Origin of the sequence: Rhodoferax ferrireducens (genome assembly GCF_031458075.1) — a bacterium.
GTDB lineage: Bacteria > Pseudomonadota > Gammaproteobacteria > Burkholderiales > Burkholderiaceae_C > Rhodoferax_B > Rhodoferax_B ferrireducens_A.
This window is the reverse complement of sequence record NZ_JAVDXT010000006.1, coordinates 136,790-152,852: the sequence shown is the minus strand read 5'-3', so window position 1 is coordinate 152,852 and position 16,063 is coordinate 136,790. Positions and strand designations below refer to the sequence as shown.

15 protein-coding genes are annotated in these 16,063 nt (G+C 65.4%); 4 read left to right on the top strand and 11 right to left on the bottom strand.

Features of this window, described 5'->3' with window-relative positions:
* Window positions 1–71: 71 nt before the first annotated feature.
* The 6 genes from aceK to J2X19_RS23880 form a co-directional block, all read right to left on the bottom strand.
* Complete coding sequence (gene aceK / locus J2X19_RS23905) at window positions 72–1,862, bottom strand: bifunctional isocitrate dehydrogenase kinase/phosphatase (protein ID WP_310376997.1); 1,791 nt, start codon at window positions 1,860–1,862, stop codon at window positions 72–74.
* A 36-nt stretch (window positions 1,863–1,898) separates the two neighbouring features.
* Window positions 1,899–2,558, bottom strand: a complete 660-nt coding sequence (gene can / locus J2X19_RS23900; RefSeq protein WP_116607402.1) for a carbonate dehydratase — start codon at window positions 2,556–2,558, stop codon at window positions 1,899–1,901.
* Between the two features lie 330 nt (window positions 2,559–2,888).
* Window positions 2,889–3,356: an SgcJ/EcaC family oxidoreductase gene (locus tag J2X19_RS23895; protein ID WP_310376996.1), complete on the bottom strand. Its 468-nt coding sequence runs from the start codon at window positions 3,354–3,356 to the stop codon at window positions 2,889–2,891.
* 157 nt (window positions 3,357–3,513) lie between these two features.
* Window positions 3,514–4,221 (bottom strand): response regulator transcription factor, encoded by a 708-nt coding sequence (locus tag J2X19_RS23890; RefSeq protein ID WP_310376995.1) that lies wholly within the window; start codon window positions 4,219–4,221, stop codon window positions 3,514–3,516.
* Window positions 4,202–5,830 carry a sensor histidine kinase gene (locus J2X19_RS23885; protein ID WP_310376994.1) on the bottom strand — a complete coding sequence of 543 codons (1,629 nt, stop codon included), beginning with the start codon at window positions 5,828–5,830 and terminating at the stop codon, window positions 4,202–4,204. The genes J2X19_RS23890 and J2X19_RS23885 overlap by 20 nt, the downstream gene beginning before the upstream one ends.
* A gap of 153 nt (window positions 5,831–5,983) precedes the next feature.
* The gene (locus J2X19_RS23880) at window positions 5,984–7,162 is read right to left on the bottom strand and encodes an isovaleryl-CoA dehydrogenase (protein ID WP_116607406.1); all 1,179 of its coding nucleotides are present in this window, start codon (window positions 7,160–7,162) and stop codon (window positions 5,984–5,986) included.
* Between the two features lie 193 nt (window positions 7,163–7,355).
* Here J2X19_RS23880 and J2X19_RS23875 point away from each other — a divergent pair, with 193 nt between their 5' ends.
* The gene (locus J2X19_RS23875; RefSeq protein WP_310376993.1) at window positions 7,356–7,757 is read left to right on the top strand and encodes a cupin domain-containing protein; all 402 of its coding nucleotides are present in this window, start codon (window positions 7,356–7,358) and stop codon (window positions 7,755–7,757) included.
* Here J2X19_RS23875 and J2X19_RS23870 read toward each other — a convergent pair.
* Complete coding sequence (locus tag J2X19_RS23870) at window positions 7,754–8,173, bottom strand: MerR family transcriptional regulator (RefSeq protein ID WP_310376992.1); 420 nt, start codon at window positions 8,171–8,173, stop codon at window positions 7,754–7,756. The genes J2X19_RS23875 and J2X19_RS23870 overlap by 4 nt on opposite strands.
* Window positions 8,174–8,215: 42 nt before the next feature.
* On the opposite strand from J2X19_RS23870, the gene J2X19_RS23865 reads away from it, so the two are divergent.
* Window positions 8,216–9,403: an MBL fold metallo-hydrolase gene (locus J2X19_RS23865; protein ID WP_310376991.1), complete on the top strand. Its 1,188-nt coding sequence runs from the start codon at window positions 8,216–8,218 to the stop codon at window positions 9,401–9,403.
* Between the two features lie 31 nt (window positions 9,404–9,434).
* On the opposite strand, the gene J2X19_RS23860 is transcribed toward J2X19_RS23865, so the two are convergent.
* Entirely contained in the window at window positions 9,435–10,373 is a 939-nt protein-coding gene (locus tag J2X19_RS23860; RefSeq protein WP_405048740.1) for a M48 family metallopeptidase, read from the bottom strand.
* 257 nt (window positions 10,374–10,630) lie between these two features.
* On the opposite strand from J2X19_RS23860, the gene J2X19_RS23855 reads away from it, so the two are divergent.
* Both J2X19_RS23855 and J2X19_RS23850 read left to right on the top strand, forming a co-directional pair.
* Window positions 10,631–12,364, top strand: a complete 1,734-nt coding sequence (locus J2X19_RS23855; protein ID WP_310376989.1) for a methyl-accepting chemotaxis protein — start codon at window positions 10,631–10,633, stop codon at window positions 12,362–12,364.
* Complete coding sequence (locus tag J2X19_RS23850; protein WP_116607411.1) at window positions 12,364–12,561, top strand: hypothetical protein; 198 nt, start codon at window positions 12,364–12,366, stop codon at window positions 12,559–12,561. The genes J2X19_RS23855 and J2X19_RS23850 overlap by 1 nt, the downstream gene beginning before the upstream one ends.
* Window position 12,562: 1 nt before the next feature.
* Here J2X19_RS23850 and J2X19_RS23845 read toward each other — a convergent pair whose 3' ends face one another.
* The 3 genes from J2X19_RS23845 to glyS form a co-directional block, all read right to left on the bottom strand.
* On the bottom strand, window positions 12,563–13,303 hold the full coding sequence (locus tag J2X19_RS23845) for a lysophospholipid acyltransferase family protein (protein WP_310376988.1): 741 nt from the start codon (window positions 13,301–13,303) through the stop codon (window positions 12,563–12,565).
* Between the two features lie 64 nt (window positions 13,304–13,367).
* Window positions 13,368–13,943, bottom strand: a complete 576-nt coding sequence (gene gmhB, locus J2X19_RS23840; protein WP_310376987.1) for a D-glycero-beta-D-manno-heptose 1,7-bisphosphate 7-phosphatase — start codon at window positions 13,941–13,943, stop codon at window positions 13,368–13,370.
* 1 nt (window position 13,944) lies between these two features.
* Window positions 13,945–16,062, bottom strand: coding sequence for a glycine--tRNA ligase subunit beta (glyS, locus tag J2X19_RS23835; protein WP_310376986.1), 2,118 nt, complete (start codon window positions 16,060–16,062; stop codon window positions 13,945–13,947).
* Window position 16,063 lies beyond the last annotated feature (1 nt).

The following is a 16,063-nucleotide window of genomic DNA, read 5'->3' as shown; positions in this document are numbered from 1 at the left end:
AAGTTCGCGGGTTTGGATTTCCATCTCAGCGCAGCTCACTGCACACCCCGGGCGGGTCGCAGTGTACGCGATCAGCGGCCGGGGTTGAAGCGCTTGTCCTGCTCGTAGGGAAACACGTCGTGCACATAGCCGGCCTGGATGCGCTCCTTGTGCGCCTGCCAGAAGCTGGGCTCCAGCAGCTCGGCATGGTGGCGCATGAAGGCTTCGCGCACCAACGGATTGCCCAGCAGGAACGGGCCAAAGGTTTCGGGGAACACGTCCTTGGGGCCGACCTTGTACCAGATCTCGCCGCTCATCTCTTCCTCTTCGGTGCGCGGCTGCGGCAGCTTGCGGAAGTTGCAGTCGGTCAGGTATTCGATCTCGTCGTAGTCGTAGAACACCACCTTGCCGTGGCGCGTCACGCCGAAGTTCTTCCACAGCATGTCGCCCGGGAAGATGTTGGCGGCCACCAGGTCCTTGATGGCATTGCCGTACTCCAGCACCACGCGCTCGATCTGGGCGCGCGCGCGGCGGTCGTCCGGGCCGGCGTCGAAAGCTTCCTGCAGGTAGATGTTGAGCGGGATCATGCGGCGCTCGATGTAGACATGCTGGATCACCACCTCCTGCTGGCCATCCGCATCGCGGTCGCTGATCTCCAGCTGGCTGGGGGCGAACTTTTCAATTTCGGCGATCACCGCGTCGTCGAAGCGCGCGCGCGGCAACGCCACGCCGCTGTACTCCAGGGTGTCGGCCATGCGGCCCACGCGGTCGTGCTGTTTCACCAGCAGGTACTTGGCCTTGATCTGCTCGCGGCTGGTGTCTTTCTGCGGCGGGTAATAGTCCTTGATCAGCTTGAACACATAGGGGAACGAAGGCATGTCGAAGACCAGCATCACCATGCCCTTGATGCCGGGCGCGATGCGGAACTTGTCGCTCGAATGGCGCTGGTGCTGCAGCAAGTCGCGGTAGAACAGGGTCTTGCCCTGCTTGGCCAGGCCAAGCGCGTTGTAGATTTCATTGCGCGGCTTGCGCGGCATCATGCTGCGCAGGAACTGCACATAGGCGCTGGGGATCTCCATGTCGACCATGAAGTAGGCGCGCGCAAAGCTGAACAGCAGCAGCATGTCGTCTTCGCCGAACAGCGCGGCATCGATCACCAGCCTGCCCTCGGCGTCGTGCAGGATGGGCAGCGCAAACGGGTGCTCCTGGAAGCCGTTGATCAGCTTGCCGCAAACGTAGGCGCCCTTGTTGCGGAAGAACAGGCCGCTCAGCACCTGGATCTGGAAATTGGCGCGCAACGTGACCTCCCCCAACTGCTGCTGCAGCGCCGCCTGCACGCAGGCAATGTCGCGCGGCAGGTCGGCAAAGGCGCGCTGCAAGTCGAAGTCCTGCAGCAGCTGCAGCAGCACTGCGCCCAGCGTGGCGCGGGTCGGGTAGTAGGCGCGGTAGGTGGGGCGCTGCTCGGCGTTCTCGATGTACTCGGTGCTGACCGCCGGGCGCACGAAGATGAAGTCGTTCTGGAAATAGCTGCGGTGCAGCATCTTGGTGGTGACCGAGTTGAAGAAGGTCTCGGCCAGCTCGGGCTGGTGGTGGTCGACCAGCAGGCCGATGTAGTGCAGCTTGACCTGCTGCCACACATCCATGCCCTGCTCGCCGGCTTTGAACTCGCGCTCCAGCCGGGTCGAGCATTCGCGCACCCGCAGGTCGTAGAACTCGATGCGCTCGCGCTGGGCCCGCTGCTGGCCGTGCCAGTCCGCCGTTTCAAACCGGTGCTTGGCGCGCGCCGACTCGCTGCGGAACAAGCGGTAATGCCGGTTGAAACCGTCCATCATCGCCTTGGCAATCTCGTAGGCGAGCGGGGAGTCCAGGCGCTGGGGAAACATGGATTGCTACATTTTCAATAGCTAGTCACGCAGGTTCTAATTGCGCGCAGCCCGCGAAACACCTTCAATCGCCGCCTTGTACGCGGCCTCCAGCGCCTCGACGCCGCTGACGGTGATGTGCAGGTTCTGCAGCAGGCCGTCGTGGATGCCGTAGACCCAGCCGTGCACGCTGACCTTCTGGCCGCGCGCCCAGGCATCGACCATGACCGTGCTCTGGCAGACGTTCACCACCTGCTCGATGGCGTTCAACTCCACCAGCGCATCGTGGCGGTGGCCTTCGGGGATCGCGTCGATCAGGTGCCAGTGGCGGTCGCGCACATCCTGGATGTGGCGCAGCCAGTTGTCGGCCAGACCGACGCGCTGGCCGGCCAGCGCCGCCGCCACGCCCGAGCAGCCGTAGTGGCCGACCACGGTGATGTGCTCAACCTTGATCACGTCCACCGCGAACTGCACGGTGGACAGCGCGTTCAGGTCCGAATGCACCACCACATTGGCCACATTGCGGTGCACGAACACCTCGCCCGGGTCCAGACCCATGATCTCGTTGGCCGGCACCCGGCTGTCGGAGCAGCCTATCCACATGTACTTGGGCTTTTGCTGGCGGGTGAGTTCGGTGAAGAAACCGGGCCGCTGGCGCTCCATCTGGGCCGCCCAGGCGCGGTTGTTGGAAAAAATATCGGGAATGGAATGGGTCATGGGGGGATATTTTGCCGTGTCCCGCCAAGCGGTCGGCAGGGCCGATACCGGCCCTGCATAGAAGAACCTGTTTTCGGCATATTGGAGGCCGCGTTGGGGAGCAATCGGGATGAGTTGGCTGTCAGCGCCTGCAGCCTGGGCTGCCTGCCCATGCAAGGGTGATGGCGGACAAATCGCCCGATTTCTCCCCAACCCGCAGGGCAGCAGCCTTCTCGGGCAGTCTGGGGCGTTGCGACTCTTGCCCATAGCCGGCTATGGGCGGCGAGCCGCGCCTACCAGCCCCTCCCGAGAAGACTGCTGCGTGGCCCCCAATATGCCGAAAACAGGTTCTTAAGACTTTTCCGGCATGGCGGAAGAGTGGTGGTTGGCAATCAACCACTGGCCGTTGCTGAACTCGTACACATAGGTGTAACGCGCATGGACCTTGGAGCCGTCCTTGAAGGTAAACGTGTAGGTGCCCACATCCTGCGCCACATTGCAGCCAATCTTGATGAAACGCTTGTCGATCACGCCCTGGGGCTTGTTCTTCAAGAACTTGACAAAGTAGTCCTGGATGTCGGCCGGCGTGCTGCGCGGCTGGTTAGTCACCGTGGGCAGCAACACGCCATCGGGGGCATAGTTGGCCGTCACCTTGGCGGGGTCCAAAGTCTTCAGCGAATCGTTCCAACGATCGAACAAGCCGGCGACTTCTTTTTCACTGATGGTCTGGCAGCTCTGCGCACTGGCCTGGACGGTGCCGGTGGCCAGCACGACAAACAAGGCGGCAGCGGGGATCAAACGGGTGGTAACAGACTTCATGGTGTGCACTCTTTCATGGGTTGGCCCGGTCGGGCAAAACCTGCAGCGGGCTATCTGCTGCAGTGAAAGAAGTGTCGAAGCCGGGCATGAACCCCAGCCTGCTGGCGGCGTTAAGCCTGGCTGACGTTGGCATGAACGCCAGATGAACAGCGTGACCTCAGCCCAGCGCCTCCAGCCGGTAGCCCAGGCCGCGCAACGTGTGGATCAGCGGCTGGGCCTGGCCGTCGTCGATCTTGCTGCGCAGGCGCCGGATGTACACGTCGACCACATTGGTCAGCGGGTCCTCGTGCGTGCCCCAGACGGCCGACAAGATGCGCTCGCGGCTGAACAGCCGGCCCGGCGCCGACATCAGCAGCTCCAGCAAGGCCAGCTCGCGCGCGGTCAGGGTCAGCGCCTGGCCGCCACGGCTGGCGCGCATGGCATCGCGGTCCAGCACCAGGTCGCCGACCTCCAGCCGGGACGCATTGGCCGGCGCCAGGTCGCGGGATCGCCGCATCAGCGCCTCGATGCGGGCCAACAGCTCTTCGAACGCAAACGGTTTGACCAGGTAGTCGTCAGCCCCCAGGCGCAGGCCGGACACCCGGTCGTCCAGCGTGCCGAGCGCGGTGAGCATCAGGATGGGCAGGGCCACGCCGGCGGCGCGCAGGGTCTGGCAGACCTCCAGCCCGCCCATGCCGGGCAGCATCAGATCGAGCAGCATGACGGTGGGCGTGCCGTCTTCTCGGGCCTGCTGGGCCACCTGGCGGGCCAGGGCCAGGCCGTCGGTGCCGTTGCGCGCCACCTGGGTGCGGTAACCCTCGGCGCGCAGGCCGCGGTCCAGAAAATCGGCCACGCGGGCGTCGTCTTCAACGATCAGTATGTTCATAAACGGGTTCTACCAGTAGGGGCAAACGCAAGCTGACCTTGGTGCCCTGGCCGGGTTGGCTGTCGATCTCGATGTGGCCACCGTGGGCGCGGGTCAGCATGGCCGCAATCGGCAAACCCAGGCCCAGGCCGCTGCCATCGGTGCGGTGCAACCGGGCGTTTTCACCGCGAAAGTTGCGCTCGAACACGCGCGGCAGGTCATCGGCGCTGATGCCTATGCCACGGTCGATCACATGCAGTTGCCACAAGGCTGCGCCGCTGGCGTCGGCCACGCACGAGGCCTGCACCTGCACCACGCCCGCAAAATGCGAATAGCGGACGGCGTTGTGCAACAGCAGGGTGAACAGCTGGCGCAGGCGCTGTGCATCGCCCAGCAGCCGCCAGTCTTCTGCCGACGCTGTGTACTCCACCTGCACCCGGTGCTCAAGGCCCAGGGTCTGGGCCTGCTCCACCGCTTCTTGCAAAGGTGCGGCCACAGACAGCGGTTCGCGGTGCAGGGCCAGCGTATCGATGTCGGTGCGCGCCATGGTCAGCAGGTCGTCGATCACGCCGCCGAGTTGCTGGGCGGCGCCGACGATGCGCTGCATCGCGCCCTGGTAGTAGCCCGCAGGCTTGTCCTGCCCGCGCAAGGCGATATCGGCCTCGCCGCGGATGACGGTGGTGGGCGTGCGCAGCTCGTGGCTGATGTCGGCAAACAGCTGGCGGCGCCGGGCTTCGAGCTGGCGCAAGGTCTGCAATGCATCCTGCAGCTCGGCGGTGCGGGCCTGCACCAGGTCCTCCAGCCGGTGGCGGGCCTCCACTTCACGCTCGCGGTGGTGGGCGATCTCGCCGGCCATGGCGTTGACCCGCTGGGCAAAGCGCGAAAACTCGTCGTGCCGGTGCGCCGGAATCCGGTGCTGCAGCTCGCCGCGCTGCAAAGCCTCGACCCCGGTGCTGAGCTCTTCCAGCGGTTGGCGCAGCGCGCGGGCAAAGTACAGCGCCAGCAGCGCGGCCGCCAGCGCCAGCGAAGTGGCCGCACCCAGGGCCAGGGTGCGCACCAGGGCCAGGGAGCTGTCGGCGGCCGCCCGATCGCGCGCCACGGCGGCCTTTTCGCGCGCGATGTTGCGGTCCAGCAGCGAACGCAGGTCGCGGCCCTGGGACACATCGAACACGCGGGTGATTTCCGACCACAGCGCCACCGAGCTGTCGTTCGGCGGCTGGGGTTGCACGCTGGCCATGGCGATGCGCAGCTCGTCCAGGCTCTGGTGCAGCACCCGCAGGTCTTCCTGGCGCTGGCGGTGTTCGGCTTGCAGGGCGCCGCGGTCGCCGTCCAGCTCGGCCGCCAGCACGGCCATGGCGTCCAGCCGGTCCAGCGTGGCCGCCATCTCGCTTTGCAGCTGCTCGCGCAATTGCGGCGCTACCGGCGCGCCTAGCAGGGACTGCGACAGCCAGGCACGCAGGCGCTGCTTGGTGCCGTACAGCTCGAGAAAACCCGCCAGCACATCGCTGGCGACGCGACCGCGGTACACCTTGTCGCCGGCCGCCTGCAAGGCCCACAAGGACACGCCGCCCTGCAGCAGTGCGGCGCAAGCCAGGGTTCCCAGGGCGACGGTAAGGCGTTTGCGAAACATGCGGCATTATCGTTTCCGGCCGCATGAACCGCAGATGACAGGCAGGTGAAGCGCGGATGAAGCGCCGCCGGCCCCCAAGACCGTCATTGATAGAAAATCGGCCTGCAGCGCATATTCCACTTGCGCAAGAAGCTACATATTCAATAGCAAACGCTAGCGCGTCTCGGCAAACAGCTCGCGGCCGATCAGCATGCGGCGGATCTCGCTGGTGCCGGCGCCGATCTCGTAGAGCTTGGCGTCGCGCCAGAGCCGGCCCAGCGGGTAGTCCAGGGTGTAGCCGTTGCCGCCGAAGATCTGCACGCCCTCGCCGGCCATCCAGGTGGCTTTTTCGGCGCACCACAGGATCACCGAGGCGCAGTCCTTGCGCACCTGGCGCACGTGGTCGGGGCCGAGCGCGTCCAGGTTCTTGCCCACGGTGTAGGCAAAGGCGCGCGCCGCCTGCAAGGTGGTGTACATGTCGGCCAGCTTGGCCTGGATCAGCTGGAATTCGCCGATGCTCTGGCCGAACTGCTGGCGTTCGTGCACATAGGGCAGCACGTTGTCCATCACCGCCTGCATGATGCCGATGGGGCCGGCGGACAGCACGGCGCGCTCGTAGTCCAGCCCGCTCATCAGCACCTTGGCGCCCTGGTTCAGGCCGCCGAGGATGTGGCTGGCCGGCACGGCCACGTTGTCGAACACCAGCTCGCCGGTATGGCTGCCGCGCATGCCCAGCTTGTTGAGTTTTTGCGCCACCGAGAAGCCGGGCATGGATTTCTCGACCAGAAAGGCGGTGACACCGCGCGCGCCCAGCTCGGGTGCGGTCTTGGCATAGACCACCAGCACGTCGGCATCGGGGCCATTGGTGATCCACATCTTGCTGCCGTTGAGCAGGTAGTGGTCACCGCGGTCTTCGGCTTTCAGCTTCATCGACAGCACATCGCTGCCGGCACCGGTCTCGCTCATGGCCAGCGCGCCCACGTGCTCGCCACTGATCAGTTTGGGCAGATATTGCTCACGCTGGGCATCGCTGCCGTTGCGCTTGATCTGGTTCACGCAGAGGTTGCTGTGCGCACCGTAGCTCAGGCCTACCGAGGCGCTGGCGCGGCTGATCTCCTCCATCGCCACCATGTGCGCCAGGTAGCCCATGTTGGCGCCGCCAAAAGCCTCGGGCGCGGTGATGCCCAGCACACCCAGATCGCCCATCTTGCGCCACAGGTCCATGGGGAACTGGTCTGTCGCATCGATGTCGGCCGCGCGCGGGGCGATCTCGGCCTGGGCGAAAGTGCGCACCGCATCGCGCAGCGCGTCGATGTCGGCACCGAGTTGAAAGTCGAGTCCGGGCAATTGCATGGCTTGTCTCCTGCGGGTTATCGGCCGATCGTGTCGGCCGTTTCTTGAGTTGACGTTTACGTCAACGTAAAGTATAGCTATGCTGGCCGCATTTGGGGAATCTGTACACAAATCCGCCCGCTGGGCAGAGAATGCGCGGGCGGGAGCGTCCCGCCAACCCAACAACAAACCCAACACTTTGCAGGAGACAGACATGCAAGCATTCACCACCACCGCCGCGCGCACGCTTTTATTGCTGGGGCTGGCCTGCGCCGGTGCCGCCATGGCCCAGAACAGCGGCTTGCAGCGCACCCTGGTGGGCCGGGCCGATGTGTCGGTGCCCGGGCGTGAGGCCGTGGTGGCGCGGGTCGAGGTAGCGCCCGGCGCCAAAGCCGGCCGCCACACGCACCCCGGTGACGAAATCAGCTATGTGCTGGAGGGCGAGGCCACGCTGCTGGTCGACGGCCAGCCGCCGCGCATCGTCAAGGCCGGCGAGTCGTTTGTGGTGCCCGCCGGCGTGGTGCATGACGCGCACAACGACGGCAGCGCGCCGATCAAGCTGGTCGGGGTGTATGTGGTGGAAAAAGGCCAGCCGCTGGCCAAGCCTGCGCCCTAAACCAGGGGCTTGGCGGCCTTGCTGCTTTTGGCGCTTTTGCCCAGCAGGGCCCGCGCCTCTTTCTCGTGGGCTTTGACTTCGTCGATGTTCGCCAGCAGTTCGGCCAGCTGCGCCTCCAGCTGCTCGCGGTGGGCAGCCAGCACCAGCAGGAACTTCTGCAGCTGCGGTGCGGTGTCGCGCGGGCTGTCGTACATGTCGATCACGTCCTTGGCCTCGGTCAGGCTCAGGCCCAGGCGCTTAGCGCGCAAGGTGAGCTTGAGTCGGGCGCGGTCGCGGGCGCTGTAGACGCGGGTGCGGCCGCCCGGGCCGGTGCGCTCGGGTTGCAGCAAGCCCATGTCTTCGTAGAAGCGCATGGCGCGGGTGGTCAGATCGAACTCTTGGGCCAGGTCGCTGATGCTGTAGGTGCTGATCGCCATGGTGTCTAAAATGACGTTTACGTAAACGTCAACTATACCGCCATGAACCTGCTGGAACAACAACTGCACTACCCCTTGGGCGACGCCCTGCCCGCGCAAGGCCAGACCCTGGCCGTGGCACCGGGCGTGCGCTGGATCCGCATGGCGCTGCCGTTTGCACTGGACCACATCAACCTGTGGCTGCTGCGCGACGAGATCGACGGCCGCGCGGGTTGGAGCGTGGTCGACTGTTGCATCAGCCGCGACGAATCGCGCGCCCAGTGGGAAGAGATTTTTGCCACCCAGCTCGAAGGCCTGCCGATTCTGCGGGTCATCGTCACCCACATGCACCCCGACCACATTGGCCTGGCCTATTGGCTGTGCGAGCGCTGGAACGCGCCGCTGTGGATCAGCGCCACCGACTACTTCACCGCCTACCACCACAGCCTGCACACCAGCGGCAACGGCGGCGCCGGGGCAGCGGCGTTCTTCCAGAAGCACGGCCTGACCGACCCGGAGGCCATCGCCAAGATCAGCGCCCGCACCAGCTACTACGCCGCCATGGTGCCGGCGCTGCCGCCGAGTTTTGTGCGCATGCAGGACGGCCAGACCCTGCGCATCGGCGGCCGCGACTGGCAGTGCATCAGCGGCTACGGCCACGCGCCCGAGCACATCGCCTTGTACTGCGCAGATGTGCAGCAGGGGGCGGCGCGCAATGCCGTCAGCGCCCAGACGGACACGCAGGGCATCCTGCACAAATCCTTCCCCATTCTTATCGGCGGCGACATGATGCTGCCGCGTATCTCCACCAACGTCAGCGTGTTCGACATGGAGCCGGAATCCAACCCGCTGCAGCAGTTTCTGGATTCGATCGACAAGTTTGCCGCGCTGGACACCGACACCCTGACCCTGCCGGCCCACGGCAAACCCTTCCAGGGCCTGCACACGCGCATCCAGCAGTTGCACGACCACCACCGCGACCACCTGGGCCGGGTGATGGCGTTCGCGCGCGACCAGCAAAGCTGCAGTGCAGCCGACATCCTGCCTGTGCTGTTCAAACGCCAGCTGGACCTGCACCAGACCACCTTCGCCATGGGCGAGGCGATTGCGCATCTGCACAAGCTATGGCTGGACGGGTATTTGCAGCGCCGACGCAGCGACGACGGCGTGTACCGCTTCAGCCCTACGCCGCTGGCTTATCCGCACGGCCTGGTGCCTGGCGAGAGCGAAGAGCTTCCCGTCAGCGCCTAAGCGCCGAGTAGCGGCGCAAGCCTGGGGGTGTTCAACAATCTTCCCACTTGGGGATAGCCAAGCTGCGCAGCTCTGCGCGCAGGGCCGGGTAGCCGGGCAGTATCGAGCCCACCGTGTCCCAGAAGCGCGCGCTGTGGTCCATATGGCGCAGGTGGCTGAGCTCGTGCACCACCACGTAGTCGATCACCTCCATGCGGTGGTGCAGCAGGCGCCAGTTCAAGCGGATCGCACCGGTCACATTGGCGCTGCCCCAGCGGGTTGCCGCACTCGACAACGCCAGCCGGGTCCACTGCACATCCAGTTGCGGGGCGAAGTGGTTGAGCCGCTCGGCAAACAGCACGCGCGCCTGGGCCAGCAGCCATTTGTGCGCAGCTGCGCGGATCTTGTCGGGCGGCGCATCCAGCGGCAGGCCCAGCTGCAGCACCCCACCATTCAGCAGCGCACCGCGCTGCGTAGGCACCAGGTCGATGACCAGCGGCTGCGCCAGGTACGGCAGCGTGCCGCCATTGACCCAGCTGATGCGCGTGGCCTGCTGTTGGGCATGGCGCTCCTGCGCCTCACCCAGCTTCTGCACGATCCAGCCGCCCTTGTCGCGCACGGCGGCATCCACACCGGCCAGCGGCAGCCAGCGCGGCGCGCTCACCACCAGGCCCTGGGCGCCGACGACAAAGCCGATGCTGCGGCGCTTGGCCCGCTTGAACGCATAGGCCACCAGCACATTGCCCAGCTGGGCCTGGCGGGTCGCATGCGGGTGCGCGAAATGCGGCGACGCCAGCACCTGGCCCGCGGCGGCATTGTCCAACTGCATGGCATCCGTGGCCAGCTCCGGCGCAGCCAAGGCCGCGTGGGTCGGGGCCTTGGCCTTTTTCTTCTTGCTATTCATAGGGGAAACAGGGAGCGAAATCGGGGACTGCACTGGCGGCTGCACAGGGCCAAATAGATCGAGGGTGAATTGCAGTAAGTTGCGCATAGGTGGAAAGTTTAGCGTGCTGCCCCGGACTCGCTGCTTAGCACGGGTTCCGGCAGACGTGACTTAACGCACCCAAGGTCCGGAAAAGCTCCCCAACAAGGAGGATGTTTGCAACGTCCGGCAATTCCCTGTGGCTTGACGCTACGAAAGCCAGGGATTACAAAACACCGGACAACCGGTGCACCAAGATCAGATTCACCGTACCTAGGTTGCAGGCTCGACGGCCGCTTTCTTCTTCATCCACACAGGGAACCACCATGGCACTTGATCGCTTGAAAGTCAGCACCCGCCTGAGCCTGGGCTTCGGCAGCGCCATCGTCCTCGGCATGGTGATCGCCGCCCTGGGCGCAGTGCAGATGCAGCAAATGGCCTCGAACCTGGACGAGATTGCCAACAACCGCATGCTCAAGGTAGACCAGTTCTCCGAGATCAAGGACAACTTCAACACCATTGCCCGCACCGCCCGCAATATCGCGCTCAAGCAGGACCCTGCGTTCCACGAAGCCGAACTGAAAACCATCACCGCCATGCGGGCAGTGAATACCGAGCTGCTGGGCAAACTGGACAAAAGTACCGTCAACCCCAAAGGCCGCGAGTTCTTGAAAACCATCATGGACACAAGAGGGCCTTACGAACAAGGAATTGACCAGGTTGTCGAATTGGCGCGACAAGGCAAGGCCCAAGAAGCGGCAGACCAGTTGGTCGGCTCCCTGCGGTCCACCCAGGGTACGCTTTTCAAGGCAGTTGACGATGTAACGGACTACCAAAACAACCAGAGCAAAGGCCTGGCCAACGAAGCCTCGACCAATGCCAACCGCTATGCCATGCTGATGGTCGCACTGGCCGCCGCCATCGCGGCGGTGGGCGGCCTGCTGGGCTGGACCATCACCCGCAGCCTGACCCGCGCCCTGGGCGCCGAACCCGCGCAGGTCAACGAGGCCGTACAGCGTGTGGCCGACGGCAAGCTGGACACCCCGGTGCCGGTGCGCGCCAACGACAGCACCAGCATGATGGCCTCGGTGCAGCGCATGCAGGAGTCGCTGATCCGCACCGTCAGCCATGTGCGCAGCAATGCCGAGGGCGTGGCCGCGGCCAGCGCCCAGATTGCCCAGGGCAACAACGACCTGAGCAGCCGTACCGAGCAGCAGGCCAGTGCGCTCGAAGAAACCGCTGCCTCGATGGAACAGCTCAACGCCACCGTCAAACAGAACGCCGACAACGCGCGCCAGGCCAACCAGCTGGCGCAGAACGCAAGTGCAGTGGCCATCCGCGGCGGCGAAGTAGTGACCCAGGTGGTCGAAACCATGAAGGGCATCAACGACTCGTCCAGAAAGATCTCCGACATCATCAGCGTGATCGACGGCATTGCCTTCCAGACCAATATCCTGGCCTTGAACGCCGCCGTCGAAGCCGCCCGCGCGGGCGAGCAAGGCCGCGGCTTTGCGGTGGTGGCCAGCGAGGTGCGCAATCTGGCCGGCCGCTCGGCCGAAGCCGCCAAGGAGATCAAGGTGCTGATCAACGCCAGCGTGGAGCGCGTGGAGCAAGGCACGGCCCAGGTAGACCAGGCGGGCGTGACCATGACCGAGGTGGTTGGCTCTATCCGCCGCGTCACCGACATCATGGGCGAAATCAGCGCCGCCAGCAGCGAGCAAAGCAGCGGCGTATCGCAGGTCGGCGAGGCCATCATCCAGATGGACCAGGTAACGCAGCAGAACGCCGCGTTGGTGGAAGAAATGGCCGCTGCCGCGGGCAGCCTCAACCACCAGGCGGACGAGCTGGTGGGCACCGTGGCAGTGTTCCAACTGCCCGGTGGCAGTGGCCCATCAGCATTGGCCACCCGGGCCAGTGCGCCGAAACGGGCGCCACTCCAAGCCCCCAAGCCGGCCATCACCGCAGCCCGCCCACCGACACTGTCCAGCAAACCGGCAGCCCCCCAAGCCTTGCCCAAAGCCAAGGCGGCTGCCGATGAAGAGGAATGGAGCGTGTTCTGATGTCTGGCAGCGCACCGCACGAGGATGCCGACGGCGCACCGCTGCGCGCGCTGGCCGAGGCCCTGCAGGGCATGCGCGACGCCTGGGTCCGGGCCTCGCTATTCCTGCACGAACTGCAGTTTCAGATCGACACCGACCAACGTAGCGCCGCCAACGACCAACTGCAGAAGCTGCTGGACCGCATCAACGGTCGCTGAATTACCGCGGCGGATACGCCTCGGGGTCGAGCCGACGCATCTCGGCCTCGATCCAGGCCTGCACCTCGGCCATCAGTTCGTCCGGGCGGCGACCCACGCTGGGGATGGGCTTGCCGATGGAGATGTCCACGATGCCCGGGGTCTTGATAAAGGCCTTGCGCGGCCAGCATTTGGCCGAGGTCACGGCGATGGGGATCACCGGCACGCCGCACTGGATGGCCAGCCGCGTGCCGCCGGTCTTGTACTCGCCGACCTGGCCGCGGTCGATGCGCGTGCCTTCGGGGAACAGGATGATCCAGGTGCCCTGGCCGACCAGGCGCTTGCCGGAGGCGACCATCTTCTTGAAGGCCTGGCTGCCCTGGCTGCGGTCTATGTGGATCATGTCCATGCAGGCCATGGCCCAGCCAAAGAACGGCACCCACAGCAGCTCTTTCTTGAACACATAGGCCAGCGGCCGCGGCATGATGGCCGGCATCAGCAGCGCCTCCCAGGTGGACTGGTGTTTGCACAGCAACACCGCCGAATCCAGCGGGCCGGTGGGCAGGTTTTCCATGCCGGTGATGCGGTTCTGGATGCCCAGAATCACCGTGCCGCTGTCCACGGCCAGCTTCAGCCAGCGCGCGCAGGCCCAGTAGATGCGGGTCGGGCCGGCAAACAGCGCCAGCACCAACACGGCCAGGGCCCAGGGGATGACGGTCAACGCCAGCCAAAGCATGTGTACAACGGAACGCAACAGAGACATTTTTTGATCTTTTAGGTAGTTGGCACATATTCCATATGCGCAAGCAGCTATTAATTCAATAGCATTAAGACGCCACGGCCTTGGCGGCCGACTCGCGCTGTATGAGGAAGTTGGCGAACGCCAGCAGGTCCTGGTGCACCCAGGTACCTACCGGGAAGCCGACTGGCAATGTCGCATGGCCGCGGTAGGCAGCGGCCTTGCCGGTCAGCACCACATGCGGCTCGCAGCCTGCGGCCACGCCGGCCTGCAGATCGCGCAGGCTGTCGCCCACCGTCGGCACGCCGTGCAGCTCGATGCCGAAGCGCTCGCCGATCTGCTCGAACAAACCCGGCGCCGGCTTGCGGCAATGGCAGCCCTCGTCGGGCGCATGCGGGCAGAAGAACACCGCGTCGATGCGGCCACCGGCCGCCGCCAGCAGCTTGTGCATCTTGGCGTGCATGGCGTTCAGCGCCGCCATGTCGAATAGCCCGCGGCCCAGACCCGACTGGTTGGTCGCCACCACCACATGCCAGCCCGCGTGGTTGAGCTTGGCAATCGCCTCCAGCGCACCGGGCAGGGGCAGCCATTCTTCGGGCGACTTGACGAACTCGTCGCTGTCGGCGTTGATGGTGCCGTCACGGTCCAGGATGGCGATTTTCATGTCAGCTCGCCAGTTTGGACAGGTCGGCCACGCGGTTCATGGCGTTGTGCAGGCTTTGCAGCAAGCCCAGGCGGTTCAGGCGCACATCCGTCTCTTCGGCATTCACCATCACGCCGTCGAAGAACGCATCCACCGGCGCGCGCAGCGCCGCCAGGGACTGCAGCGAAGCCGTGTAGTCGCCGGATTCGAACTGCGCCTGGGCCGTGGGCGCGGTCTTCTCCATGGCCTCAAACAAGGCCACTTCGGCGGCTTCCTTCAGCAGCACCGGGCTGACATGCGCGTCCACGCTGTCGGCCTTCTTCAGGATGTTGGCGATGCGCTTGTTGGCGGCGGCCAGCGCCGCGGCTTCGGGCAGGGCCGCAAAGACACGCACCGCCGCCAGGCGCTTGGGCACTTCGGCCAGGCGCTGCGGGCGCAGGGCCAGCACAGCATCCACTTCCTGCGCGCTGTAGCCGTCTTCGCGCAGGCTACCGCCCAGGCGGTCGTAGATGAAGGTCAGCAGGGCTTGCCCCGAGGCCTCGCGCGGCGCGGTCAGCTTGTCGCCCAGCACGTCAAACGCGGTGTTGACCAGGCTGGTCACATCCAGCGCCAGGTTCTGCTCGGTCAGCATGCGCAGTACACCCAGTGCGTGGCGGCGCAGCGCGAACGGATCTTTGTCGCCGGTGGGCAGGTTGCCAATGCCGAACATGCCGACCAGGGTTTCCAGCTTGTCGGCCAGCGCCACGGCGATGCCCACGGCGTTGCGCGGCAGGCTGTCGCCGGCGAAGCGCGGCTTGTAGTGGTCTTCAATCGCATCGGCCACATCGGCATGCAGGCCGTCGTTCAACGCGTAGTAGCGGCCCATCGTGCCTTGCAGCTCAGGGAACTCGCCGACCATATCGGTCACCAGGTCGGACTTGGCCAGCTGCGCGGCCTGGTCGGCCTGCTGCGCCAGGGCCTCGCCACCGAGTTGCTGGGCGATGGCTTGGGCAATCGCCCGTACCCGCAGCACGCGCTCGCCCTGCGAACCCAGCTGGTTGTGGTACACGACCTTGTCCAGGCCGTCGACGCGCGACAGCAAAGTCTTCTTGCGGTCCTGGTCGAAGAAGAACTTGGCATCGGCCAAGCGCGGGCGCACCACACGCTCGTTGCCGCCTATGACTTCGCTGGCGTCGGCCGGACTGATGTTGCTGACCACCAGGAACTGGTTGGTCAGCTTGCCGGCGGCGTTCAGCAACGGAAAGTACTTCTGGTTGGCCTTCATGGTCAGGATCAGGCATTCCTGCGGCACATCAAGGAACTCGGGCTCGAAGCTGCAGACCAGCACATTCGGGCGCTCGACCAGGGCCGTCACCTCATCCAGCAATGCTTCATCTTCGATAGCACGGACACCACCACCGAGTTGCGCTGCAGCCGCATCCAGCTGGCGCACGATGTCGGCGCGGCGGTCGGCGAAACTGGCGATCACGGCACCATCGCGGGCCAGGGTGGCGGCGTAGCTGTCGGCATCCTTCAGCACCACAGGGTCTACCGCGGCTTCAAAGCGGTGGCCGTGGGTGGTATTGCCGGACTGCAGGCCCAGGGCTTCGACGTGCACCACGTCGGCACCGTGCAGCGCCACCAGGCCGTGGGCCGGGCGCACAAAGTTCACGCTGCTCCAGCCATCGGCCAGCTGGTACTGCATGACCTTGGGGATGGGCAGCTTGGCTAGGGCCTCCGACAAGGCTTTTTGCAGGCCTTCCTGCAGCGTGGCGCCGGCCACCGTGCGCTCCAGAAACAGGGCTTCGGCCTTGCCGTCCAGAACACGCTTCAAACCAGGCACGGCAGCGGCATCCGCCCCCAGCGCCTGCAGCTTCTTCAGCAACGCGGGCGTGGGCTGGCCATCGGCGTCCAGGCCTACGGCAACCGGCATCAGCTTGGCGGACACGGCCTTGTCGGCGGCGAAAGCGGCCACGGCAGTGATGTGCGCAGCCAGGCGGCGCGGCGAGGCGAAAGCGGTGAGCTGCGACTCGGCCGTCGCCAGACCCTGGGCCTTGAGCTGCTCCAGCAACACGCCGGCAAACGCGTCGCCCAGTTTCTTCAAGGCCTTGGGTGGCAGCTCTTCGACAAACAGCTCCACCAATAGATTCTTCACGGTCATA